Annotated in this window: 16 protein-coding genes; 13 read left to right on the top strand and 3 right to left on the bottom strand. The window is 45.3% G+C overall.

Annotation, left to right across the window (positions count from 1 at the left end; genetic code table 11):
* Nucleotides 1-204 precede the first annotated feature (204 nt).
* The gene (locus QUA16_RS01855; RefSeq protein ID WP_333101578.1) at nt 205-1,467 is read left to right on the top strand and encodes a transposase; all 1,263 of its coding nucleotides are present in this window, start codon (nt 205-207) and stop codon (nt 1,465-1,467) included.
* Nucleotides 1,468-1,852: 385 nt separating this feature from the next.
* Here the strand turns inward: QUA16_RS01855 and recN are convergent, their stop codons facing one another.
* Entirely contained in the window at nt 1,853-3,607 is a 1,755-nt protein-coding gene (recN, locus tag QUA16_RS01850) for a DNA repair protein RecN (protein WP_333101580.1), read from the bottom strand.
* A 196-nt stretch (nt 3,608-3,803) separates the two neighbouring features.
* Here recN and QUA16_RS01845 point away from each other — a divergent pair, with 196 nt between their 5' ends.
* The 3 genes from QUA16_RS01845 to QUA16_RS01835 all read left to right on the top strand — a co-directional run bounded on the left by QUA16_RS01845 (nt 3,804) and on the right by QUA16_RS01835 (nt 7,249).
* On the top strand, nt 3,804-5,135 hold the full coding sequence (locus QUA16_RS01845; RefSeq protein WP_333101581.1) for a TAXI family TRAP transporter solute-binding subunit: 1,332 nt from the start codon (nt 3,804-3,806) through the stop codon (nt 5,133-5,135).
* Between the two features lie 187 nt (nt 5,136-5,322).
* Complete coding sequence (locus QUA16_RS01840; protein WP_333101582.1) at nt 5,323-5,502, top strand: hypothetical protein; 180 nt, start codon at nt 5,323-5,325, stop codon at nt 5,500-5,502.
* Between the two features lie 415 nt (nt 5,503-5,917).
* A complete protein-coding gene (locus tag QUA16_RS01835) occupies nt 5,918-7,249 on the top strand; it encodes a TAXI family TRAP transporter solute-binding subunit (protein ID WP_333101583.1) in 1,332 nt (443 codons plus the stop codon).
* Between the two features lie 413 nt (nt 7,250-7,662).
* On the opposite strand, the gene ruvB is transcribed toward QUA16_RS01835, so the two are convergent.
* A complete protein-coding gene (gene ruvB / locus QUA16_RS01830; protein WP_333101584.1) occupies nt 7,663-8,751 on the bottom strand; it encodes a Holliday junction branch migration DNA helicase RuvB in 1,089 nt (362 codons plus the stop codon).
* Between the two features lie 71 nt (nt 8,752-8,822).
* On the opposite strand from ruvB, the gene QUA16_RS01825 reads away from it, so the two are divergent.
* The 9 genes from QUA16_RS01825 (at nt 8,823) to QUA16_RS01785 (ending at nt 22,857) form a co-directional block, all read left to right on the top strand.
* Nucleotides 8,823-9,362, top strand: coding sequence for a hypothetical protein (locus tag QUA16_RS01825; protein ID WP_333101585.1), 540 nt, complete (start codon nt 8,823-8,825; stop codon nt 9,360-9,362).
* 181 nt (nt 9,363-9,543) lie between these two features.
* Nucleotides 9,544-10,398, top strand: coding sequence for an ABC transporter permease (locus QUA16_RS01820; RefSeq protein ID WP_445252181.1), 855 nt, complete (start codon nt 9,544-9,546; stop codon nt 10,396-10,398).
* A gap of 245 nt (nt 10,399-10,643) precedes the next feature.
* Nucleotides 10,644-12,056 (top strand): ABC transporter ATP-binding protein, encoded by a 1,413-nt coding sequence (locus QUA16_RS01815; RefSeq protein WP_333101586.1) that lies wholly within the window; start codon nt 10,644-10,646, stop codon nt 12,054-12,056.
* Between the two features lie 15 nt (nt 12,057-12,071).
* Nucleotides 12,072-13,571 carry a methyltransferase gene (locus QUA16_RS01810; RefSeq protein WP_333101587.1) on the top strand — a complete coding sequence of 500 codons (1,500 nt, stop codon included), beginning with the start codon at nt 12,072-12,074 and terminating at the stop codon, nt 13,569-13,571.
* Between the two features lie 42 nt (nt 13,572-13,613).
* A complete protein-coding gene (locus QUA16_RS01805) occupies nt 13,614-18,971 on the top strand; it encodes a glycosyltransferase (protein ID WP_333101589.1) in 5,358 nt (1,785 codons plus the stop codon).
* Nucleotides 18,928-19,938, top strand: a complete 1,011-nt coding sequence (locus QUA16_RS01800; protein WP_333180986.1) for a class I SAM-dependent methyltransferase — start codon at nt 18,928-18,930, stop codon at nt 19,936-19,938. The genes QUA16_RS01805 and QUA16_RS01800 overlap by 44 nt, the downstream gene beginning before the upstream one ends.
* Nucleotides 19,929-20,645, top strand: coding sequence for a class I SAM-dependent methyltransferase (locus QUA16_RS01795; RefSeq protein WP_333101592.1), 717 nt, complete (start codon nt 19,929-19,931; stop codon nt 20,643-20,645). The genes QUA16_RS01800 and QUA16_RS01795 overlap by 10 nt, the downstream gene beginning before the upstream one ends.
* A gap of 179 nt (nt 20,646-20,824) precedes the next feature.
* A complete protein-coding gene (locus QUA16_RS01790; RefSeq protein ID WP_333101594.1) occupies nt 20,825-22,105 on the top strand; it encodes a glycosyltransferase family 4 protein in 1,281 nt (426 codons plus the stop codon).
* Nucleotides 22,106-22,221: 116 nt separating this feature from the next.
* Entirely contained in the window at nt 22,222-22,857 is a 636-nt protein-coding gene (locus QUA16_RS01785) for a DUF1802 family protein (RefSeq protein WP_333101595.1), read from the top strand.
* Nucleotides 22,858-22,972: 115 nt separating this feature from the next.
* Here the strand turns inward: QUA16_RS01785 and QUA16_RS01780 are convergent, their stop codons facing one another.
* Nucleotides 22,973-23,620, bottom strand: coding sequence for an ABC transporter permease (locus QUA16_RS01780; protein WP_333101597.1), 648 nt, complete (start codon nt 23,618-23,620; stop codon nt 22,973-22,975).
* Nucleotides 23,621-23,670 lie beyond the last annotated feature (50 nt).

Below are 23,670 nucleotides of genomic sequence, written 5' to 3'. Positions count from 1 at the left end.
GGCTGTGGGAATGCTGCAATCTTTTTAGAGATCGCGAATCTTGTTTAACTAATAAGAGCGCGAGAACATAAGTCCCACTCGCTCCACGGTACTCCCTTCAGCGTCGGGTAACAGGTCGTCTCGCCGCTTGTTGAGTGGGGTTCGATGCCCCCGAAACAACCATTTACCGCGCTCTGTTCGTGGTAGAATATCGCGATGTTGACCATGAATTACACTTACCGAATCTATCCAGATGCCATTCAAGAGACTGAGCTGCTTGAATGGGCTGAGACGTGCCGAGGCGTATATAACTATGCTCTGCGCGAACTCAAAGACTGGCTTGCTTCACGTAAGTGCATAATTGATCGGTGTTCTTTGGAACGGGAATACATTATCAGTGCATCTGAGCCGTTCCCGTCCTATCACCGACAGCAAAACAACCTGCCCAAAGCAAAAAAGTTGATTCCCCGCTTGGGTGAGGTTCATTCTCAGGTGTTGCAAACTACGATTCGCAGACTGCATGACACTTGGGAAGCTTTTCAAAAGCGTGGACTTGGATTTCCCCGCTTCAAGAAGTTTGGTCAATTCAAATCGTTTGTGTTCCCTCAATTCAAAGTCAACCCAATTGAAAGCAATTTCATCAAGCTGCCTAAGATTGGGGCGATTCGGATCAACCTGCACCGTCCAATTCCAGATGGATTTGTGGTGAAGCAGGTTCGGGTATTGTCCAAGGTTCGAGGAACACAATGGTATGTCGTGGTCACGATTGAATCGAGCGTATCTATCCCAGATGCCCCCGTTTATGGTCGAGCCATTGGAATTGACTTGGGATTGGAGCGATTCTTGACCGCTTCGGATGGCAGCTTCCAGGAACGTCCAAAGTTCTTTCGGTCTATGCAAGGCAAGCTGAAATTGCTGCAACGCACAGCCTCTAAGAAACAGAAGCGTTCTAAAAACTGGGAGAAGGCGCAAATCGAAGTTGCCAGAATGCACAATCGAATTGCAAACCGTCGAAAGGATTTTCACCTCAAAACGGCTCATAAACTCTGCGATCAAGCTCAAACTATTTTTGCCGAAGACCTCAATGTCAAAGGGTTGACTAGAGGGATGTTGCGTAAAGATTGTGTTGATGCTGCATTTGGACAGTTTCTCTCTTTGGCTGAATGGGTGTGCTGGAAGCGTGGGGTGTACTTTGCTAAGGTCAACCCAAATGGAACCAGCCAAACCTGTCCAGCTTGTTTTGCCACTGTCAAGAAAGACTTGAGTGTAAGAGAGCATCATTGTCCTGAGTGTGGGTATCAAACACATAGAGATCATGCAGCAGCAGAAATGGTCTTGAGTCGTGGACTAGAGAATATAAGTACCCAGGGACTCTGGGGAAAGGAAACGGTCTGCCAAGTCGGGCTATCGGGGGTCTATGACCTAGATAAGTGGCGTGGGGCAGAAATACCCAAGAGCGATCTTGGGAAGCCCGCGCTGTATGCGTAGCATCAGCGTCGGGAGTATGTCACATGGTTTATTAACTGATTTTGACATTGTGCGTGCCTGGTTTAAGTAAGTTCTACCTATCTTTGAGCCGATCGCCCACCGTAACATGAATGCGTACTGGCGGGAGGACTGATGAAAGAGGGGTGGCCTGGTGGGACTAGCCGCAATTGTGACACTACCTGTTGCTAGTGATGTGTGCCCTTCTCTACACAATTGTGGTTTTTAACTAGAATTTCTCTCTATTTTGCTGTTCTTAGCTTTCAGCCCACTAAATTCACGGGGTTTTCACCTTTTTTTTGTAAAATTTGCGGTTGACATTTTTAGTGTAACCTCCGACTCTGAAAAAACTCCGCCTTTTAACCCCCCGATCGGCTTGAGGGTCTGATCAGGGTTTGGCGGACTGAGTTTGGCGCAATCCAGCGGCTTCGACAAGCAGGGATTCGGCGAAGGCAATGGCTTCTGTTGCTGAGCGGCCGCTGGCGAGTTGGGCGAGTTCTTCCCGCCGCTGGTCACTGTTGAGGGCGGCAACTCTGACTACTGTGCGTTCGACTGGTTCGGAGTCGGCTGCAGCTTCGCCGATACTTGGTTCTGCTTCGATCGTCTGTTTGTTGACGCGAAAATGAAAATCAGCCATCGCGGCGATCAGCGGCTGGTGGGTGACGCAGAGAACTTGGTGTTTGTCGGAAAGTTGGTAGAGTTTTTTGGCGATCGCCCCGGCGACTCTCCCGGAGACTCCGGCGTCGATTTCGTCAAAAATCAACGTACCGGCACTTTCTATTTGGGAAAAACAGGCTTTGATGGCCAGCAGAAAGCGGCTCATTTCTCCCCCGGAGGCGATCGCCCCCAGAGGTTGCAAAGGTTCGCCCGGATTGGGGCTGAAACAAAAGGCGATTTGGTCTGCACCGGTAGCGGTTGGGGTACAAGGCGAGATTTCGACTTGAAACTGCACTTTTTCCATTGCTAACGGCTTAAGTTCTCCTACGAGGTGTGTTTCTAGTTTGAGGGCTGCTTCGCGTCGCAGGGTGGTGAGGTGGTTGCAAGCGTCTTTTAATTGCTCTAAAGCAGTCTGATATGCGAGTTCTAAGGCTTCCATTGACTCGCCTCCTTCTAAAAGTTCATTTAGTTCGTTTTGAATGCTGTGGTAGTAGTCGATCGCTTCTTTGAGCGGCCCGTATTTGCGACAAATTTGTTTGAGTTCGCGAATCCGATCTTCTACTTCTTCGAGTCTTTCGGGATCTGCTTCTAATTGTTCGCCGTAGCTGCTAATTTGCCGGCTGGCTTCTGTGGCTTGGGCTAAAGCATCGCTGACCATTTCTAGGATTGGTTGCAACTGCACATCGTAAACCGCCATGTCGCTTAAAATTACTTCGGCTTTGCTCAACAAGTCGGCGGCTGATGCGCTGTCGCCATCGTTTTGGTACAGGGCTTGGTGGACTTGGTAACTCTGCTGCTGCAATTCGACGACGTGGCCTAGCCGGATTGATTCGTGTTCTAGGTGTTCGAGTTCGTCGGCGTTTTCGATGTGGGCTTCACCGAGTTCTCGGACTTGGTATTCTAACAAATCAAGTCTTTGCAGTCGCTGCTGTTCCGACTGACGCCTGCGTTTGAGGGCGGTTTTGGCGTTGTTGGCTCCCAGCCACGCGGCGGCGATGATCGATCGCGCTTCAGTGAGCTTTTTGCCGCCGTATAAGTCGAGCCATTCTCGCTGGAGGGTTTCTTGTCCGAGGTGGACGGTTTGGCCTTGGGCGGTAATTTCCACAAGTCGATCGCGCAGTTGATCCATTAACTGGCGGTTGACGAGAATTCCGTTCAAGCGGGATCTGGTGCGTAGAACACCGCTCGATGTGTTAATTTCCCGGCTGCAAACGGCTAAATTTCCGTCTATGGGTTCGATTTCTTGCTCGCCCAGCCACAAAGCTGCGGCTTTGTCCAATTCAAAGGTAGCTTCCAATATTGCCCGCGCTGCTCCGGTGCGAATCGATCGGCGATCGACTTTCCCGCCCAAAACTGCATCGATCGCATCTAGGATAATCGATTTACCAGCGCCGGTTTCCCCTGTAAATACGTTCAAACTCGGGCCAAATTCTAGATCCAGGCAGTCAATTAGAGCAAAGTTTTCTATTCTGAGGGATAGTAACATGGGGAATAGGGAATAGGGAATAGGGAATTGGCCAAACAGAGCATTGGCCAAACAGAGCATTGGGCATCGCGCATTGGGAATGGGGTATTGGGTATTGGATCTTCCACTATCGGGCGCGTCGAATTTTCCGAGTCCTATTTTCATTTTTAACTAGAATACTTTTGATTTTGCCATTATTGAGCGAGTCTCAACCTCTATGCCAAATAAATTTCTGCTTCCCGTTGCTCTATTAAGCGTTGTCCTGATTGGATTTTTTGGCTGGGCTCTGCACCAAGACAAGCAGCGAGTCTATGAATTAACCCTGGCGACGGGAAACAAGACAGGCTATTATTATCCTTTCGGACAAGCAATTGCTGAGGTAGTTATGCAACAAAATCCGCGCCTGCGGATTAAAGTTGTTGAGACTGAAGGCGCTGAGGAAAATATGCGCCGGCTTGAGGCAAATGAGGCCCAGTTAGCTATTGCCCTGAACGATACGGCTGCTGTACCCCAAGCGCGGGTAATTGCTTCTTTGTTTAAGGAAGCTTTTCATTTAATTGTTTCGGAACAGTCGGGAATTGAAAGTGTTTCTGATTTAAAAGGAAAACATATTGCGCTGAGGGCTAAAGGCAGCACTTCTTACAGTTCTTTTTGGTTAGTCAGCAAACATTACGGTTTGAAACCAAGCGATTTTCAGTTTACTCCTGGCTCTTGGGCAGAGACTACTAAGTTGTTTGCTAGCGGCGAGGTTGATGCTATTTTTTGGGTGGTACCTCTGGGGAGCGATTTGGTTAGCGATTTGCTGCAAAATACGCCGGGCAAGTTGGTTCCCATCGACCAAGCGGCGGCGATGAAAATTAAGTGGCCTTATCTGCAAGCTGACTTGATTCCTAAGGGTACTTACAAGGGCGACCCGGCAGTACCAGATGTGGATTTGCCTACCGTTGGGGTGGAGGCAACTCTGTTGGTTCGCAAGGATGTCGATCCGGTAATAGTTAAGGAAATTACGCGGATTTTGTTCGAGTACCGCCGCAATTTGGTAGCTACTAATTCTTTGGCGGCCATGATTAGTCAGCCGTCGGAAAGCGGCGGTTTGGCTTTGCCCGTACATGAGGGCGCTCAGGCTTATTACGATCGCGAAAAGCCGGATTTTTTTGCAGCAAATTCCGATGTTATCGGCTTGTCTTTTTCGTTTGTTACTCTTTTTGTTTCTTGGCTTTTGCAGTTGCGAGCGCGCTTTTTGCATCAACAAAAAAATCGAGCTGACAAGTTTAATTTGATTATTCTAAATTTGATTCAAAGAAGCCGCCAAGCCGGAACTTTTGAGGAAATAGATCGGTTGCAAGAAGAGTTATTTGAGATTTTTAAGCAAGTTATGGCGGATTTGGATGAAGATAGAATTGATGCGGATTCTTTTCATTCTTTTACTTTCACTTGGGAAACAGCGCTAAAGATTGCGACTGATAGAGAAAAAGCATTGCGTAATTTGTCGCTGGTTTCCCATGATTTAAAAGCTGATTTTACGGATGTCAAAAAGATGGAAAAATAATTTACATTAGCAGTTATTAGTTATTGGTTATTGGTTATGAGTTGATTCCTGGACGCAAAAAGTGGTTTCACACTACTTATAGCGGTAAGGTTCCCCGTGCACACCCTACTTAATTGATAAGAGGAGTTATAAGTCATTATAGCAATCCTAAATGATTCAGATAAATTTGTAGGGGTAGTCCCTTTCTTTGCCTACCCCCTATCTATCGGGCAACCGGGCGTGGGATTGCCCCTACAATAATTATGCAAATGATGCGAGGATTGCTATAGTAACATGGGAATTGGGAATTGGGAATTGGGAATTGGGAATTGGGAATTGGGAATTGGGAATTGGGAATTGGGAACTGGGAATTGGGAATTGGGCCTAAAAGCATCGGACAATTTTAGATTTTAGATTGTAGATTTTAGATTCAATAGTCCGGACAGTTTTTATATAGCCCAATAGCTTATGCTCGCTAGACTTCGCAGCCCCTGTGGATAATTAAATCAATGTCAGCTCCACCCCTGACTTACATTTAATTCGACTTTTTTATGCTCCTTGCCCCGCGTAAGCTTGTAGTATCGTTCCAAAGACTGTCCGGAGTATTGTTAGATTGAGTGGTAATCTTAATCTAAAATTCCCTATGGGAAATCCCCCATCGGATGGGGTCTAAAAGCATCGGCCAAACAGGGAATTGGCTATTGGCTCCTCCACAATCTGGCGCGTCGAATTTTCCGAGTCCTATTTTCATTTTTAACTAGAATACTTTTGATTTTGCCATTATTGATCGAGTCTCAACCTCTATGCAAAATAAATTTCTGCTTCCCGTTGCTCTAGTAAGCGTTGTCCTGATTGGATTTTTTGGCTGGACTCTGCACCAAGACAAGCAGCGAGTTTATGAATTAACGCTGGCGACGGGAACCAAGACAGGCTTTTATTATCCTTTCGGACAAGGAATTGCTGAGGTAGTTATTCAACAAAATCCGCGTCTGCGGATTAAAGTTGTTGAGACTGAAGGCTCTGAGGAAAATATGCGCCGGCTTGAGGCAAATGAGGCTCAGTTAGCTATTGTCCAGAACGATACGGCTTCTGTGCCCCAAGCGCGGGTAATTGCTTCTTTGTTTAAGGAAGTTTTTCATTTAATTGTTTCGGAACAGTCGGGAATTCAAAGCGTTTCTGATTTAAAAGGAAAACATATTGCGCTGATGGCTCAAGGCAGCGGTTCTTATAGTTCTTTTTGGTTTGTCAGCAAACATTACGGTTTGAAACCAAGCGATTTTCAGTATACTGCTGGCTCTTGGACTGAGGCTACTAAGTTGTTTGCTAGTGGCGAGGCTGATGCTATTTTTCGGGTGCTACCTCTGGGGAACGATTTGGTTAGAGATTTGCTGCAAAATACGCCGGGCAAGTTGGTTCCCATCGACCAAGCGGCGGCGATGAAAATTAAGTTGCCTTATCTGCAAGCTGACTTGATTCCTAAGGGTACTTACAAGGCCGCTCCAGCAGTACCAGATGTGGATTTGCCTAGCGTTGAGGTGCAGGCTACTTTGTTGGTTCGCAAGGATGTCGATCCGGTAATAGTTAAGGAAATTACGCGGATTTTGTTCGAGCACCGCCGCAATTTGGTAGCTGCTAATTCTTTGGCGGCCATGATGAGTCAGCCGTCGGAAAGCGGCGGTTTGGCTTTGCCAGTACATGAGGGCGCTCAGGCTTATTACGATCGCGAAAAGCCGAATTTTTTTGCAGCAAATTCCAATGTTATCGGTTTGTCTTTTTCGTTTGTTACTCTTTTTGTTTCTTGGCTTTGGCAGTTGCGAGCGCGCTTTTTGCAGCAACAAAAAAATCGAGCTGACAAGTTTAATTTGCTTATTCTAAATTTGATTCAAAGAAGCCGCCAAGCCGGAACTTTTGAGGAAATAGATCGGTTGCAAGAAGAGTTATTTGAGATTTTTAAGCAAGTTATTGTGGATTTGGATGAAGATAGAATTGATGCGGATTCTTTTCATTCTTTTACTTTTACTTGGGAAACCGCTCTAAAAATTACGGCTGAGCGAGAAAAAGTATTGCGGAATTGGTCGCTGGCTTCCCATGATTTAAAAGCTGATTTTACGGATGTCAAAAAGATGGAAAAATAATTTACATTAGCAGTTATTAGTCATTAGTCATTAGTCATTAGTCATTAGTCATTAGTCATTAGTCATTAGTCATTGGTTATTAGTCATTAGTCATTAGTCATTAGTCATTAGTCATTGGTTATTAGTCATTAGTCAACAGTCAACAGTCAACAGTCAACACTCAACAGTCAACACTCAACAGTCAACACTCAACAGTCAACACTCAACAGTCAACAGTCAACACTCAACAGTCAACAGTCAACAGTCAACAGTCAACAGTCAACACTCAACAGTCAACAGTCAACAGTCAACACTCAACACTCAACAGTCAACAGTCAACACTCAACAGTCAACACTCAACACTCAACACTCAACTATAATTCCGGTGCAACCGGAATTGATATGACCAATAACCAATGCCGAGGTTCCCTTTTTTATTCCATAAAACCCAAATGTTTTCTAGCAGCAAGAGTTACCATTCTGCCCCGATTTGTCCGCTGCAAAAATCCGATTTGCATTAAGTACGGTTCGTATACATCCTCAATGGTTTGAGTATCTTCTCCTGTAGAAGCTGCGAGGGTTTCTAAGCCCACTGGGCCGCCGTTAAAGTTCTCAATCATTGCTGTCAAAATCCGCCGATCTGTCCAATCTAAACCTAGCGGATCGACGTTGAATAATTCCAGGGCGAGTGAGGCAACTTCGGCATCAATTGGCTTTAAATTTTTGACTTCGCTGTAGTCCCTAACTCGCCGCAGCAAACGGTTAGCGATCCGGGGGGTTCCGCGAGCTCGGCGGGCAATTTCTGTGGCTCCTTCTGGGGTGATTTGAGTGTCGAGAACTTGGGCGGTTCTTTGGACAATTAGACTAAGTTCGTCTATTTCGTAGTAGCGCAATCTTTGGATCAAGCCGAAGCGATCGCGCAATGGAGATGTCAGCGATCCGACTTTTGTGGTTGCTCCTACTAAGGTAAAGGGTTTCAGGGGAATGCTGCGGATTTTGGCGGTTTTTCCTTGACCGATCGTAATATCTAACCGACAGTCTTCCATCGCCGGATAGAGGATTTCTTCTGTAACTTTAGATAAGCGGTGAATTTCGTCGATAAACAGCACGTCGCCTGCTTTGAGGTTGATCAGCAATCCGACAATATCTCGCGGTTTTTCTAAGGCTGGGGCGGTGGTGATTTTGCATTCAACTTCCATTTCTGCTGCTAGAATTAGCGACATTGTGGTTTTTCCCAACCCTGGAGGCCCGTATAATAACAGGTGATCCATAGGTTCGCCGCGAGATTTGGCTGCTGCAATTGCGATCGCCAAAACTTCTCTTAAGTCTTTTTGCCCGATGTATTCAGCTAGCCGCTGGGGCCGGATTTTGTCGTCTTGTTTGCTGTTGATTTCGTCGGGTAGTTCTTGCGATTCTAGCAAAGATTCCGCCTGGGGTTTGGCGGCTTTTTTGCGACGAGCCGGGGCTATGTCTTCAGGTAGATTTGGGTCGGGGGGCTGTTGTTTGGAGGATATAATAGCCATATTTATCTGCGTTCGGGCAGCGGGAAGTGTTTACAATTGTTAGCAGAATCTTTAAAATTATTGAGCTCGTTATGAGTATTCCATCTTCTTTATTAGCATCGGAAAGCATAACTTTTGAGGGGGCGATCGAGCTGACTCAATCTTTACTGTCGTTCATGGAGGCTAATCGACTTTTACAAGCCGACATCCAGCAAGCTGTTACATCTCTGGTGAAAACACAGAACGGTGCTAGGGGGTTTTTTGTCACCTATCTAACGGACGATCGACCGGAGGCAGATCACCCGTCACCCGGAGTAGTCGAGGCGCTGCGATCGGCTCCTGAGATCGTAGCAGAACTGCTGGTGAAAAATTTGGCGATGTCGGCGGCAATGGTTGTACATCATTCGCGCCAGCAAAAGGAGGAAATGGCGGCCGGTTCTGCTAGAGTGCAGGAGCGATCGCGCAATTTAATTCAAATCCTGCAAATGCCAGCCTGTCAAACTATAGCGTCGCAAATGCTAGAAAGTTTGCACAGTGCCAACGGCGAGTATGAAAAATTTTTCCGGCGGTGGGGCTACGACGACGAGCAAAAACTAGCGATGGGTTCGGCAGTTCGATCGGCGATCGGCTAAAATAACCTCCGAAGGAAGGGGAAAGAAGAAAGAAGGAAGAAGCCGAAGCCAGGGTGGCAGATCCTTGATCAAAACGACGGGGCTGTGGAATAATTGCGGTTTAGCAAAAGCTGCACAATTGTAGCTTGAGTTGATTTAGGTGTGAAGCTAGTGAACGAGGGCGAAAAAATTGCAGAGAACTGTGAAAGGAGTTGCCCAAAAGGCCCGAAGGCTGGGCGGCCGGCTGCCGACAAGTACACGCGAACGGCGGTGGGCGAATCTGAATCTGCTGGCAACCTTGGTGCGCCGGGACTTGGAAGCTCAATACAAAGGCTCGATTCTGGGCAATTTGTGGCCGCTGCTGAATCAGCTATCGCAATTGGTGATTTACACATACGTATTTTCGATCGTCCTCAAGGTAAAGCTCAGCCTTACAGGCTTCCCAGAAAACAGCGACATTACATTTGGAGTCTGGTTGTTTGCAGGTTTGCTGCCTTGGACTGCCTTCACCAGCGGTTTGATCAAGTCGGCAGTATCGGTGGTGGGGCAGCCGAATTTAGTCAAAAAAGTGGTATTTCCTCTCGGTTTACTGCCCCTAGTGCCGATTTTTACAGCTTTTCTTGAAAGTTCTCTGGGTTTAGCAGCTTTGATTGTGATAGTAGCAGTGTCGTCGCAAAAGCTCAACGCTACTTTATGCTTACTGCCGTTGGTGTGGGTGCCTCAGTTGCTAATAACAGCGGGTTTGGGATATTTGACAGCGGGCTTGACTGTATTTTTGCGAGACATTCCTCAGACATTAGGTGTTATTCTAAATTTTTGGTTTTATTTGACGCCGATCGTCTACCCAGCATCCATCATCCCCCAAGAGTGGCGAGTGTGGATATTTTGGCTGAATCCAATGGCCGCCATCTCGGAGGTTTATCGAGACCTCATACTGCTGGGAGAAGTTAAGCATTGGGGCGAATGGGGTGTCGCCACGCTAATTTCTGCTGCTATATTTTGTGGAGGTTTGGCGGTTTATCGGCGTTTGCGTCCCGCTTTTGCTGACGTGCTGTAAATTTATTTGAGATATACAGCATATTCTATGTATATGTAGTACACACAATTTTCTAGCCCGTGTAAGGTGCGTCGCCACCCGTCAATCTGCAAGTTTTATCCAATATCTCGCAGCGACGCACCCTACAGATTAACACCACACAATAGAGCTGCTAATGTACTTTATGAACCACCGAATATGCTGTAAAGTCAATCTAAAATCTAAAATCTAAAATCTAAAATCTAAAATCTAAAATCTAAAATCGGATGACAGAAAATGTAATTTCACTAAAAAATGTTTCCAAATGCTTTAAGCGGTACGATCGTCCCGGAGACCGCTTAAAGGAAATTATTTATCCCAGCAAAAAACTGGCTGACGAATTTTGGGCCCTGCACGACATCAATCTGGAAATTCCTCAAGGACAAACTCTGGGAATTGTCGGTCGCAACGGTTCGGGGAAAAGCACTCTCCTGCAAATAATTGTGGGGACGCTGACGCCTACCGCAGGAAGCGTGGATGTTAAAGGGCGAGTCTCCGCTTTGTTGGAACTCGGAAGCGGGTTTAACCCGGAATTTACTGGGCGACAAAATGTGTTTTTTAACGCTCAGTTACTGGGATTCAATCAAAAAGAAACTGAAGAAAAGTTTGACGATATCGCTGCTTTTGCTGATATTGGCGATTTCATCGAACAGCCAGTCAAAACTTATTCTAGCGGTATGTTTGTCAGGCTAGCTTTTGCGGTTGCGACTAGCGTCGAGCCAGATATTTTGGTGGTAGACGAAGCGCTTTCGGTGGGCGACGAAGCTTTTCAACGCAAGTGTTTTGCCCGCTTGCAAAGCATTCAGGAAGGTGGCGGAACAATTTTATTTGTTTCTCACGCTGCTACTTCTGTGGTGCAACTTTGTACGTCGGCCATTTTAATGGATAGCGGGGAATTGCTGCTCGCTCACACGCCGAAGGTGGTAATTTCTAAGTATCAAAAGCTGATTTATGCCGATCCGGATCAGGTTTTGGGGTTGAAGTCAGATATTCGAGCTCTGAACCAACTGACAAAACAGGAAAGTCAAGACCACCTTCAGGATGCTAATTTAGAAAGCACAAAGAGGGAAGTTAAACCGGAGCAACATCTCTCCAAACCCAAGGAATATTACGATGAATTTTACGATCCGGGGATGATACCGTCGAATACGGTAAGGTATCCGTCTCGCGGAGCGGAAATTATCAACCCCCACATCGAGACGCTGAAGGGAAATGTGGTAAATCACTTGATCGGCCGTCAAGATTATATTTACACTTACTCGGTCACTTTCTCGCGGTCAACTTCCAAAGTTAGGTTTGGAATGTTGATTAAAACGATTAGCGGTTTTGAGTTGGCGGGTGCTTCTTTGAAGGCTTCTACTCAGTCAGTTAGGTATGTGGAAGCTGGAACGACAATTGTAGTGAAGTTTCAGTTTAAATGTTTGCTGAATCCCGGTGTTTATTTTCTGAATGCTGGGGTTGTGGGAACGGTAGATGGAGATTTAACTTATCTGGATCGCTGCGTTGATGTGGCGATGTTTAGGGTTCAGTCTTGTACTGAGTCCTGCGGTAACGGTATCGTTGACTTGCTGATCGAACCGTGTTTAACTGTTGTTAATGCTGATTCTCTAGTGCAAGAGCAGTCAACAGAGGTTATCTAAAATTCTGTAAAAACAATGAGCGATAGCAATTTAGATTTAGTCGAAAATCCCGTAATCAAAGCATTTATTCAAGATCAAGCTAAGTTTCCCGAAAATTTTAAATTGAATATTTGCGAAGACGATGAAATGTATTTGTTCAGCTTGAACAACGTCAAAGACGATCGCGATCAGGCTTTGGTGCGCTATTATGCGCTCGGGCGCAGCGTCCTGGCTACGGTTAAACAAGTTGTGGAATGGCATTTTGGCAGTTTTGAAAATGTACCGTCTTTTCTAGATTTTGCCTGCGGTTACGGTCGATTTACGCGGTATTTGATTCAGGAAATGCCGCCGGAAAAAATTTGGGTTTCTGATATTTATTCTAACGCGGTCAAGTTTCAAACTGAATACTTGGGCGTCAGCGGTATTGTCTCGACGGGAAAACCAGAAAATTATTTAATTGACCGCAAGTTTGACTGCATTCTGGCTAATTCTTTTTTCAGCCATATGCCGGAAAGGACTTTTACCAGTTGGCTCCAAAATTTGTATGATTTGTTGACTCCTAACGGCATTTTGATGTTCAGCGTTCACGATCAGTGTTTGCTGCCGTCTCACATAGAAATGCCTGCCAACGGTATTTTGTTTAGTCCCCAAAGCGAAAGTCAGTCTTTAGATAAGGAGGAATACGGCACAACTTATGTAACAGAAAAGTTTGTGAGAGAAATTGTTGAGGAAGTTAGCGGAGGCAAAGCTTTTGTTCACCGCCTCAAAAAAGGCATCTGCAGGTTTCAGGATTTGTATGTTGTCACAAATCAGCTAGTGAGAGATTTTTCGGAGTTGGAATTTAATCACCAGCCGGGAGGATATATTGATGTGGCTGCTTTTACGAGTAAAGGTAGTTTATATTTGGAAGGATGGGCCGCTGATGTGAATCTCGACGGGCGAATTGAGGAGGTGCAAGTGCTGGTAAACGGTGAGGTTGTGCAGAGGTGCGAGCCTTTTTACGATCGCCCGGATGTGGCTGCATATTTTCAAAAAGATGCGATTTTGCAATCGGGTTGGAACTGTTATGTACCCAAAAATACTGTGACGCCACAGGATGTGTTAATCGTCAAAGCAATCAATAACTACGGTGGTGAATGGATTCTGGAAACTTGCACTGTTAACTCGCTGATTAACCAAAGACAATCCCAGTCTTTATTGTGTTCTACTCAGACTAAACTCAAATTACTTGAGACTCAGTTAGAGTCGGCTAGGATAGAAGGGGAGCAAAGTCAAAGTAAGTTAATGATTACTCAAACGGAGTTGCAAGACACTCAAACTAAATTAGTTTCTGCTCAAACGCAATTGGAGCAAACTCAAAATCAGTTAGTATCTGTGCAAACACAGTTGGAGAAAAAAGAAAATCAGCTAATTAATCTCAAGCAAGAACTAGAGCAAGCGAAGTGTCGGATTTTGGCAATGGAAACCAGCAAGTTTTGGAAGCTGAGAAGCGCGTGGTTTCAAGTCAGGCGATCCCTGGGCTTAGCGGGAGAGTAGCGAGTAAATTGGGTGTGGGAATTAGGGCGAGGGAGAGAAATTGTGAGTACAAATGACAGCAAACCGTCGGTTTTTATTGTTACCGGAATGCACCGTTCCGGTACGTCTTTAACAGCTTCTTTGTTTCAGAAAGTCGGGGTTGATATTGGCAAAAAGTTAGTGGGCCCGGCTGACGGAAATGTGAAAGGTCATTTCGAGAATGTTGATTTTGTGGAGTTTCACAAAAGTGTCTTGCGATCGCAGGGTATTGATGAACTCGGATGTACGTTTGAAAAAACGATTCCGGTAGCAGCAGAATACGTCGAAATCGCCAAAAGGGCGATCGACCAAAATCAACTTCCTCACAAACATTGGGGTTGGAAAGACCCGCGAACAGCCCTTTTTTGGGATTTCTGGCTGACTTTGCTCCCCGAAGCTAATTTTATCTGTGTTTATCGATCGCCCTGGGAAGTAGTCGATTCCCTTTACCGCCGGGGAACCGATGTCAGCTTGCTGCAAAATCCCGAAAAGGCAGTAAAAATGTGGATTCACTACAATCAAAAAGTTTTAGAACTTTACGAACGTTTCCCCCATCGCTGTCTCCTAGCCAACGTTTACCCCATCGGCAACACTCCTGAACTTTTCCTCGATCGAGTCAACGAAAAATTTAATGTTAACTTAGGTGCGATACCGGGCGACAATTTTGAAGAATCTTTATTAGTCAACGATATTGTCAAAAGTCACAGACCTAGTTTAATAGAAAAATATTTTCCCGAAGCATTAGAACTCTATGAACTTTTGGAAACCCAAGCTGGCAATCTCAGCAGCGAATCGAAAGGTGCGATCGATAAAGTTATTCATTTCCCAGCCTCTCCAGTCTGGCCATTTGAAGATTGGCTAAAAATCCGCTTGCTGGAAAAACAGCAAAAAACTAGCTCTTCCGAACTCAAACAATGGCAAGAACAATTTCATCAGGCCCAGGCGAAAGTGTTGGGATTAGAGACAGAATTAGGGGAAACTCAGGTACAGCTTGCAGGCAAAGAATCGCAATTTCAAGAAGCGTTAGCGAAACTCCTCGGATTAGAAACAGAATTAGGAGAAACTCAGGTACAGCTTGCAGGCAAAGAATCGCACTTTCAAGAAGCTTTAACAAAAGTCTTAAAATTAGAAGCAGAATTAGGGGAAACTCAGGTACAGCTTGCAGGCAAAGAATCGCAATTTCAAGAAGCGTTAGCGAAACTCCTCGGGTTAGAAACAGAATTAGGAGAAACTCAGGTACAGCTTGCCGGCAAAGAATCGCAATTTCAAACAGCTTTAGCGAAAGTATTAGAATTAGAAGCCGAATTAGGGCAAACTCAGGTACAATTTGAAGAGACTGAATTTATATTGCAGCAAAAGTTAGCTGAGTTACTTCAGTTAGAAACCGCACAAAGTCAAAATCAGGAAAGATTAAAGGATACTCAGGAAAAATTAGAACACTCCCGCCAGGAAAATGAAAACTTTCGGGCAGAACTTGCTATAATCAAGTCTTCAATATGGTGGCAAGTGAGAGAAAAGTTGGGGGAAGTTCAGCGTAAAATCCGCGACTTGTTCCCTAAATTTATTTTTTCGTTAGATCGACCCACTACTTGGCAAGTTTGTGATTCCAACCTGCTAATTGTGGGCTGGGTTTTCAACCAAAAAAGAGAGACTACAGCAGTCCGCGCCCGAATTAAAGACCAGAGTTTCCCAGGCGTTTACGGCATAGATAGAAGTGATATAGCGCTAGCACACTCTAATATTCCGGCGGCGCATAAATCAGGTTTTACAATTCAATTGGAAGCGCCTGCCGGACGGCACGAAGTGCTACTGGAAGCGCAAGACGATCGAGGTAAATGGCATTTGTTGGCAGCTTATCCGTTGTTAGTTTCAACGATTCAAGCATCGTTAGATGTACCGGTGGTGTGGGAACAGCGTCAGGGTCAAATTTTGTTTGCAGGTTGGTGCTGCCACCACGATCGCAAAATTGCTAAATTAAGCTTGTTGTGCGGCGATACTTCTGTAGAATGCGCCTACGGTTTACGGCGAAAAGATGTCGGCGAAGTTTTTCCCGACTGGGTTAACAGTTCGGAAAGCGGTTTTGAGGCCCTTGTGGATTTGCCGCCAGGGGAATGGCACGTTTCTCTGCAAGCTGAGTTAGAAACCGGGGAAATTTTGTCTTTTCAAGCACCTAAAATATTGACAGTGCGGCGCTACCATATCTGGCAGCGAAGTGCTGATAAGTTTGAGGAGTTATCAAGGTTTACAGCGGCAATTCAGCAGCGGGCGAAGGAAAGAAAACAGCGTCTTGGTAGAATTTGGCCTCTGCCCTGGGAAATTGTGAAAGTGCTGCGCCAGTTGGGGAAGATTTATCGGCAGCAAAAACAGTTTAGTGCGCCGGGAGATTTACTGCCACCTGCGGGTTTTGTGGTGGCTCAACCCATTGATAGGTATGACGCTTGGCTGGAGGTGAATCAGTGGAACGATCGCGCGCGCGATTATTTGATTTCTCGGTTAAAATCCTGCCGGGAACCCCTGCCAAAAATTTCGGTAGTAATGCCAGTTTACAATCCGCAGATAGATTTTCTCCAAAGTGCGATCGACAGCGTAATCAATCAAGTTTATCCAAACTGGGAACTCTGCATTGCCGATGATTGCAGCACCGATTTCACTGTTGCTGAAAATTTGAAAAGCTGGGTTCAAAAGGACGATCGTATCCGCATCACATTTCGTACCGAAAACGGCAACATCAGCGCAGCAACCAACAGCGCCGCCGCCCTCGCAACAGGCGACATCATCCTGTTTTTAGACAACGACGACGAACTAACTCCCGACGCATTAGGCGAAGTCGCCCTATATTTTGCCTCACATCCAGCCACCGATTTTCTCTATTCAGACGACGACAAAATCGACACTAAAGGTCGGCGATTCGCCCCGCAATTCAAACCAGAATGGTCGCCGGAACTGCTGCTTTCATATATGTATCTCGGTCATTTGTGCGCTGTCAGAAGACACATTTTTGAACAAATAGGCGGTTTACGGATAGGTTTGGAAGGCTCCCAAGATTACGATTTTGCCTTGAGAGCCACCGAAATTTCTCGCCACGTCGCGCACCTGCCGCTAGTGCTGTATCACTGGCGAACCGCACCTGGTTCTACAGCCATATCTGGGGCAGCAAAACCCGCCAGTTTTGCCGCAGGTCAAAAAGCCATTCAAGACGCACTAAACCGCCGAAAAATTAACGGCAATGTCGCTCAGCACGCATGGGCGATTAAAGAAAATTTGGGCATATTTGCCCAGGATTTCCCGGATAACGGCCCATCAGTAACGGTAATTATTCCTACTAAAAATCAGCTAAAATTGCTGAAAGCCTGTCTGGATTCTCTAGAAACTACAACATACAAAAATTATCAAGTTGCAGTCATCGACAACGAAAGCGACGACCCTAAAACTCTGGAATATTTAAAGCAATTAAATTGCCAAGTTTTGCATATAAAAAATCCTGGGGGCAAGTTTAGTTTTGCAGGAATTAACAACCGCGCTGTCGAACAAGTTGATAGCGAATATGTGTTGTTTTTGAACAACGATACTGAAGTAATTAACCCTCGCTGGCTGAGTCAAATGGTGGGATATGCTCAAATTCCCGCAGTGGGTGCAGTCGGCGCGCGGCTTTTATATCCAGACGGCAGAATTCAGCACGCGGGCGTAATTCACGGGCTGCATCACGGTTTGGCGGGTCACGCTTTTAAGCTGATGAACAGCGAAAATCGAGGCTATCTTTCTCAGGCGATGGTGACGCGAAATTACTCTGCGGTAACAGCCGCTTGCACCATTACTCCGCGTCAATTGTTCTTAGAATTGGGCGGTTTTGATGAGGAGAATTTTGCTGTTGCTTACAATGATGCAGATTACGGATACCGACTGTTAGAACGCGGTTATCGGTGCGTATATTGTCCTGATGCAGAGTTGTTGCACAAAGAGGGAACTTCGAGGGGTTTTACGGACAATCCTCAAGAAGTGGCGGCTTTTAGGCGCAAGTATGCGGGCAAAAATGACAGTTTTTACAGTCCTCACTTGTCTTTAGAAGATGAGTATTTTCATATTCAACCTCGACGGGTTTTTATGAAGGAAGAAGGTTCGGCAACGGATGTAACGGATGTAACGGATGTAACGGATGTAATAGATAAGGAAGAAGTAAAATTTAATGCTTCTGGTTTGTTGGTAGCAGACGCAGAGAATTTGATTCATCCTATCAGAGTTTTGATGTGCAGCAATTCGCTGGATTTTACTGGGGCGCCGCTGCATCAGTACGAAATTGCCGTGAAATTGGCGGCTGAGGGTGTGATTAAGCCGATCGTACTTTGCGTAACAGACGGGCCCCTGCGTCAAGCTTACGAACAGCAGGGAATTGAAGTAATTGTGCGCGACAATCCTCTCGAACACATCTACCAGCGCGATGCTTATGATGAAGCCATCCGCAGTTTTAGCCAAGAAATTGCAAGTTTAAAAGTAGATGCAATTTATGCCAATACTTTAGAAAACTTTTTTGTAGTGGATGCCGCGCGGCAAATCGGAATTCCTGTGGTGTGGAACGTGCACGAAAGCGAACCTTGGCAAACTTATTTTAACAGGTTTGGTTCGGAGATTGCGGCGAGAGCTTTAGAGTGTTTTCGCTTTCCTTACAAAGTGATTTTTGTGGCAGATGCAACGCGGGACAGGTATTTGCCTCTCAACAGCCACCACAATTTTACCGTGATTCACAACGGCTTAGATTTGAGCAAACTGGAAAATTCGGAGAACTCTGAATTGGCTAGAAAAACTTTAGGTGTTGCAGCCGAAGATGTGGTGATTTTGCTGCTGGGAACGGTATGCGAACGCAAAGGACAGCAGGATTTAGTTAAGGCACTTTCTCTTTTGCCTGACAAATGGCACAATAAAATTAGGTGTTTTATTGTGGGCGATCGCCCTAGTATTTACAGCAATAAATTAGCCGAGTTAGTGGGGGAATTGCCAGCAGAGTTGCGGCAAAGGGTAACAGTAGTCCCGGAAACTGGGGAGACGGGAAAATATTACAAAGCCGCTGATATTTTTGTTTGCACTTCTCGCGTCGAAAGTTTTCCAAGAGTGATTTTGGAGGCGATGGCCTGCGATTTGCCAATTATTACAACGCCAGTTTTTGGGATTAAAGAACAAGTGCGACCTGGAATTAATGGTTTGTTTTACACGCCCGATCGCCCAGAAGAACTAGCGGCCTCACTGCATAGTTTATTGGAAGATAAATCTTTGCGCCAGCGGTTAGCAGAAAATGCTAAATATGTGTTAGAGTCTTTGAATAGTTTTGCAGAAATGACTCAAGCTTATGGTCAAATTTTTAGAGAAGGTTATTTTACTACTAAAAAGTAATCGTTCAAGATTCAATGGTAAAAAAGTATGGCGTCAAATTTCCAGCATCACGGAAGAGAACACATCCAATGAATTAACAGCTAAAAATTACTGGGAGACTAACCCAACAGCCGCAATTGGGAAGCAGGGTTACTGGTTGTCTAATCCGATTATCGAAAAAGCTATAAACCATCGGCTGTCAGGTGGTAATACTCAAGGTTACTGGCTAACCTGGTTAGTCAAAAAATATTTCAAAAATCGACGGTTCGATCGTCTTTTGTCGATTGGTTGCGGTGTGGGAAATCACGAGATTCTCCTGGCTAAATTAGGATTAGCAACTCAAATTGATGCCTTTGACTTTTCCGAAAATTCTTTAGAAATTGCTAGACAAGATGCCGCAGCAGCGGGAGTAGAGATTAATTTTTATCAAGATGACTTTAATTTGTTTGCGATTGATGATAATAAAAAATACGATGTAGTTTTTTGCTCTGGTTCGCTGCATCACGTCAAAGAACTAGAACGATGTTTATCAATTGTTCAGAAATGTTTAAAACCCGATGGATATTTTATTGTCAATGAATACATAGGAGATTGCTACAATATATATAATCAAGCTCAAGTGGATGTGATTAATCGCATTTACAAATGTTTTCCCGACACGCTAAGGTCGGGAACAACTGAAAAATTTTCTAGTCCAAGTATTGAGAAAGTATTGGCGAGAGACCCTTCAGAAGCAGTCCGGTCAAAGCTGATACTTCCGTTTTTAGAATTCTACTTTGATGTGGAAGTATTGAATCTAGCCGGGGGGGGGTTGCTTCACGAACTTTACCCTTTTTTAGATCACGCTCGACTTTCAGACGGAGAACCAAAGAGTGAAACGATCGTCAAGTTATTGCTGGAGATTGAACAAATCTTAATGGATCAGCCGGGAGGACTATCAAGCGACTTTTGTTTGTGTATTCTGAGACCTAAAAAAAAATGGAAATAATACCGCCTAAAATAGATTACGAAGAAGCTTGGGACAGTTACGCCCAACAGTGGCAAAAAACTAATGCCGAACTTGCCCATATTGGCGACGAATGGATAGGTAAAGCTGCCGGTGCCGCTAACTCTCTAGCAGAATACGAAGCGCTGATAGAACAGCAATTTATTGCACCGTACATCAAAAAAGAACATAGGGTTTTAGAAATTGGTATCGGTGGCGGAAAAACAGGTTCGCTGTTGCTGAAATATTGCGATCGACTAATTTGTGCCGACATTTCCAGTCAAATGCTGAAAGCGGCGCGATCGCGCTTGGGAGACGATCGCGTTTCTTACGTCAAACTCGACGGTTTAACATTAGACGGCATCGCTCCAGGTTCAGCCGATGTCTGCTTTTGTTACGATACAATGGTACACGTAGAGCCAGTAGATATATTCAACTACCTGACTCGAATTCCCAAACTGCTGCGGGGCGATCGAATTTGCGTCTTTCACCACGGGAATATTCTCAGCGAATTAGGGTGGCAAAAATTCGCCAGCGAGTGGGACAAAAACCTGCTGGGACGCAGAGACGGCACTGCATTTTCAGTTATGACTGATACAATTATGGAAAAATTTCTCCATCATTTAAACTATGAAATTATCCTGAAAAATACATCTTCAGTACCGCGAGATTGTGTCTGGATATGCAAAGCCCCAACCCCCAATGAATAAAACCAAAGCTTTTTAGCCACCTCAAAATATTTTATTCCAACTAACAACAGTCAACAGACAACAGACAACAGTCAACAGTCAACAGACAACAGTCAACAGTCAACAGTCAACAGACAACAGTCAACAGACAACAGTCAACAGTCAACAGACAACAGTCAACAGACAACAGTCAACAGACAATGAAAGCATTATTTCTCCATCCCAACTTCCCCGCCCAATACCGCCACATTATCACGGCTTTAGGCGCAGATCCCAAAAATCAAATTGTTTTCGGCACTAAAAACGAGCGCCCAGAGTGGAACATTCCCGGCGTTCGCAAAGCAGCATTTACCCCCAGCCGGGAACCCCACGCCCAGACTCACCAATACGTCCGCCCTTTAGAAAGTGCCGTCATCTACGGACAAGCCGTATTTAGAATGGCAGAACAACTCAAAGCAGACGGTTTCGTACCCGATATTATCTGCGGACATTCCGGTTGGGGGCCGACATTGTTTGTCAAAGAAGCTTTTCCAAATACACCGCTTTTGTGCTATTTCGAGTGGTTTTATCATGCTATTGGTTCCGACGCAGATTTCGACCCAGCGGAACCTTTAACAGTTGACGATATGGCCAGAATTAGAATCAAAAATGCGCCGATTTTGATCGATTTATACTCTTGCGATTGGGGTTTATCACCAACTTATTGGCAGCGATCGCAATTTCCGCCCGAATTACAACAAAAATTATCCACACTCCACGACGGCGTAGATACCGATTACTTCAAACCCGACCCCGGTGCTAAACTAATTTTGCCTAACTTAGACTTGTCTGGCGTTGATGAAATTGTCACTTACGTATCGCGGGGAATGGAACCTTACCGAGGTTTTCCCGAATTCATTGAGTCGATCGCCTATGTACAAGAACGCCGCCCCAACTGTCACGTCGTAATCGTTGGTTCAGAAAGAGTTTGTTATGGGCGTTCTTTACCCAACGGCGAGTCTTACAAAGACTATATGCTCAAAAAAGTACCCCTAGATTTGTCGCGAGTTCACTTTGTCGGGCCCCTACCTTACGGACTGTATTTAAAAGTAATTCAAGCATCCGACGTACACGTTTATTTGACCCGACCTTTTGTGCTATCTTGGTCTATGATTGAATCTCTATCAACCGGATGTTTAGTAATCGGTTCCGACACAGGGCCAGTTAGAGAAGTTATCCGCGACGGAGAAAACGGTTTGCTAGTCGATTACTTCTCACCCAAACAAGTAGCCGATCGCATTGATGAAGTTTTAGACCATCCTACCCGCATGGCCGACATTCGCATCAAAGCCCGTCAAACCGCCCTAGAACGCTACAGTTTAGCTAAAATGCTGCCGCAACATTTACAACTGATCGAGCAAGTAGCAAATCGTTCCATGCCGCCTACAGTTGGCATGGAACCAGAACGCGAATTAGCAGCATCTTTTGCAGTGAGAATTTAGCAATAAAGGGTAGTCCTGCATAGTCAGGACTACGCCAATTTTAACAGGAAAAAGTGGCTGTACTTGCTTGAAAGTACCGATTTTTGTTACTATTGTTAAAACCCAACTAAATTCCCATGAAATCAACTACTAGGGCGCTGAAAGAATGGAATGTAGCAGTTAATGCTTTGGAACAAGGTCAAACCATTGTGCTGTTGCGGAAGGGGGGAATTCGCGAGCAAGCAGGACAGTTTAATGTCACTGACAAACAGGTTTTGCTGTATCCAACTTTTGAACACCAACAGCCGGATTTATTAAAGGCGGAGTTTGCACATCAAGTCAATAGTGTTGAATCTGGTTGGCATCCTGAAGTTATTAGAATTGGCAGTTGGGCGGAAATTACTGATGTTTTTTTGGTAGCTTGGGAACCAGCAATTACTGCGCTATTTCCTTACCATATTTGGAATGAAAAATTTGTCAGCGATCGCCTGAAATGGAAACAAAATCAGCCAATTTATATTTTATTGCTGCGGGCTTATCGCCTTGCAGAAATCCGCGAAATTCCCTACATTCCTGAATACGGCGGTTGTCGTTCTTGGATCGATTTGGCTGATGCTATTTCGCTGGAGGGAAGCCAAGCTGTTTTGAGCGATCGAGAGTACATTGAACGCTCAAATGAAATCCGCAATCTGATAGCAAATCCTGCGAATGCTTCTGGTTCGCAGAGAGTGACAACGCTGACGAAAGGTAGCCAGGATTTTAGTCCTCATTAGGATCGCTAATTAAATAACTTACAATTTTAATTGTTATTGTGGGATGGGCGCCCCGCCCGTCCTTTTTGGACGGGCGGGACGCCCATCCCACAAACTTGTGGAAGTTATTTAATTCTCATTCCTTAATAGTTCTTAAGGTACTTTTCGATAGGCGCCCTTCTACCAAACCTAGCCCAAAATCCGCAACTAAGGCCATTAAAGCGGCCGGAATTGCCCCAGCCAAAAGTAACTGATTGTTGACGGTAGCAATGCCCCGAAAAATAAACACCCCCAAGCCACCCGCGCCAATTGCAGCGGCGATTGTAGCGAGTCCGATCGCAATTACCGCAGCAACTCGCACCCCCGCCAGAATCACGCCCAGCGCCAGGGGAATTTCCACTTGCCATAACAGTTGCATATCAGTCATTCCCATGCCTCTTCCCGCTTCCGTAATCGCTGGATCGACGCCGACAATACCAGTATAAGTATTGCGGATAATTGGCAATAAAGAATACAGAGTGAGGGCGATAATTGCCGTGCGATCGCCTATTCCACCCACTACCGGCACCGGGATTAGCAAGCCAAACAAAGCTAAACTGGGAATTGTTTGCATAATATTAGCAAATCCCAAAATTGGCTTTTTCAATTTTGGCTTTCTCGTGGCTAAAATTCCCAGGGGCATCCCCACAATAATAGCGATAAAAATTGCAACAGTTACTAAATATAAGTGTTCGGTCGCGCGCTGAACTATCTCCGCACCATACCGATTTAAAAATTCTATCATTTGGTAATTGGCAATTGTGGTATAATTAAAAATCTCGTAGGGGCGGGTTC

It is taken from the genome of Microcoleus sp. S13_C3, from assembly GCF_036700905.1.
GTDB lineage: Bacteria > Cyanobacteriota > Cyanobacteriia > Cyanobacteriales > Microcoleaceae > Microcoleus.
This window is presented reverse-complemented; position numbering and strand designations above follow the sequence as displayed.

Excerpts from the sequence above, each read along its gene's own strand:
- recN (WP_333101580.1), bottom strand. The coding sequence starts at position 3,607 with ATGTTACTATCCCTCAGAATAGAAAACTTTGCTCTAATTGACTGCCTG.
- QUA16_RS01845 (WP_333101581.1), top strand. The coding sequence starts at position 3,804 with ATGCCAAATAAATTTCTGCTTCCCGTTGCTCTATTAAGCGTTGTCCTG.
- QUA16_RS01855 (WP_333101578.1), top strand. The coding sequence starts at position 205 with ATGAATTACACTTACCGAATCTATCCAGATGCCATTCAAGAGACTGAG.
- QUA16_RS01800 (WP_333180986.1), top strand. The coding sequence starts at position 18,928 with ATGGTCAAATTTTTAGAGAAGGTTATTTTACTACTAAAAAGTAATCGT.
- QUA16_RS01815 (WP_333101586.1), top strand. The coding sequence starts at position 10,644 with ATGACAGAAAATGTAATTTCACTAAAAAATGTTTCCAAATGCTTTAAG.
- QUA16_RS01795 (WP_333101592.1), top strand. The coding sequence starts at position 19,929 with ATGGAAATAATACCGCCTAAAATAGATTACGAAGAAGCTTGGGACAGT.
- QUA16_RS01835 (WP_333101583.1), top strand. The coding sequence starts at position 5,918 with ATGCAAAATAAATTTCTGCTTCCCGTTGCTCTAGTAAGCGTTGTCCTG.
- QUA16_RS01825 (WP_333101585.1), top strand. The coding sequence starts at position 8,823 with ATGAGTATTCCATCTTCTTTATTAGCATCGGAAAGCATAACTTTTGAG.
- QUA16_RS01790 (WP_333101594.1), top strand. The coding sequence starts at position 20,825 with ATGAAAGCATTATTTCTCCATCCCAACTTCCCCGCCCAATACCGCCAC.
- ruvB (WP_333101584.1), bottom strand. The coding sequence starts at position 8,751 with ATGGCTATTATATCCTCCAAACAACAGCCCCCCGACCCAAATCTACCT.
- QUA16_RS01810 (WP_333101587.1), top strand. The coding sequence starts at position 12,072 with ATGAGCGATAGCAATTTAGATTTAGTCGAAAATCCCGTAATCAAAGCA.
- QUA16_RS01780 (WP_333101597.1), bottom strand. The coding sequence starts at position 23,620 with ATGATAGAATTTTTAAATCGGTATGGTGCGGAGATAGTTCAGCGCGCG.
- QUA16_RS01785 (WP_333101595.1), top strand. The coding sequence starts at position 22,222 with ATGAAATCAACTACTAGGGCGCTGAAAGAATGGAATGTAGCAGTTAAT.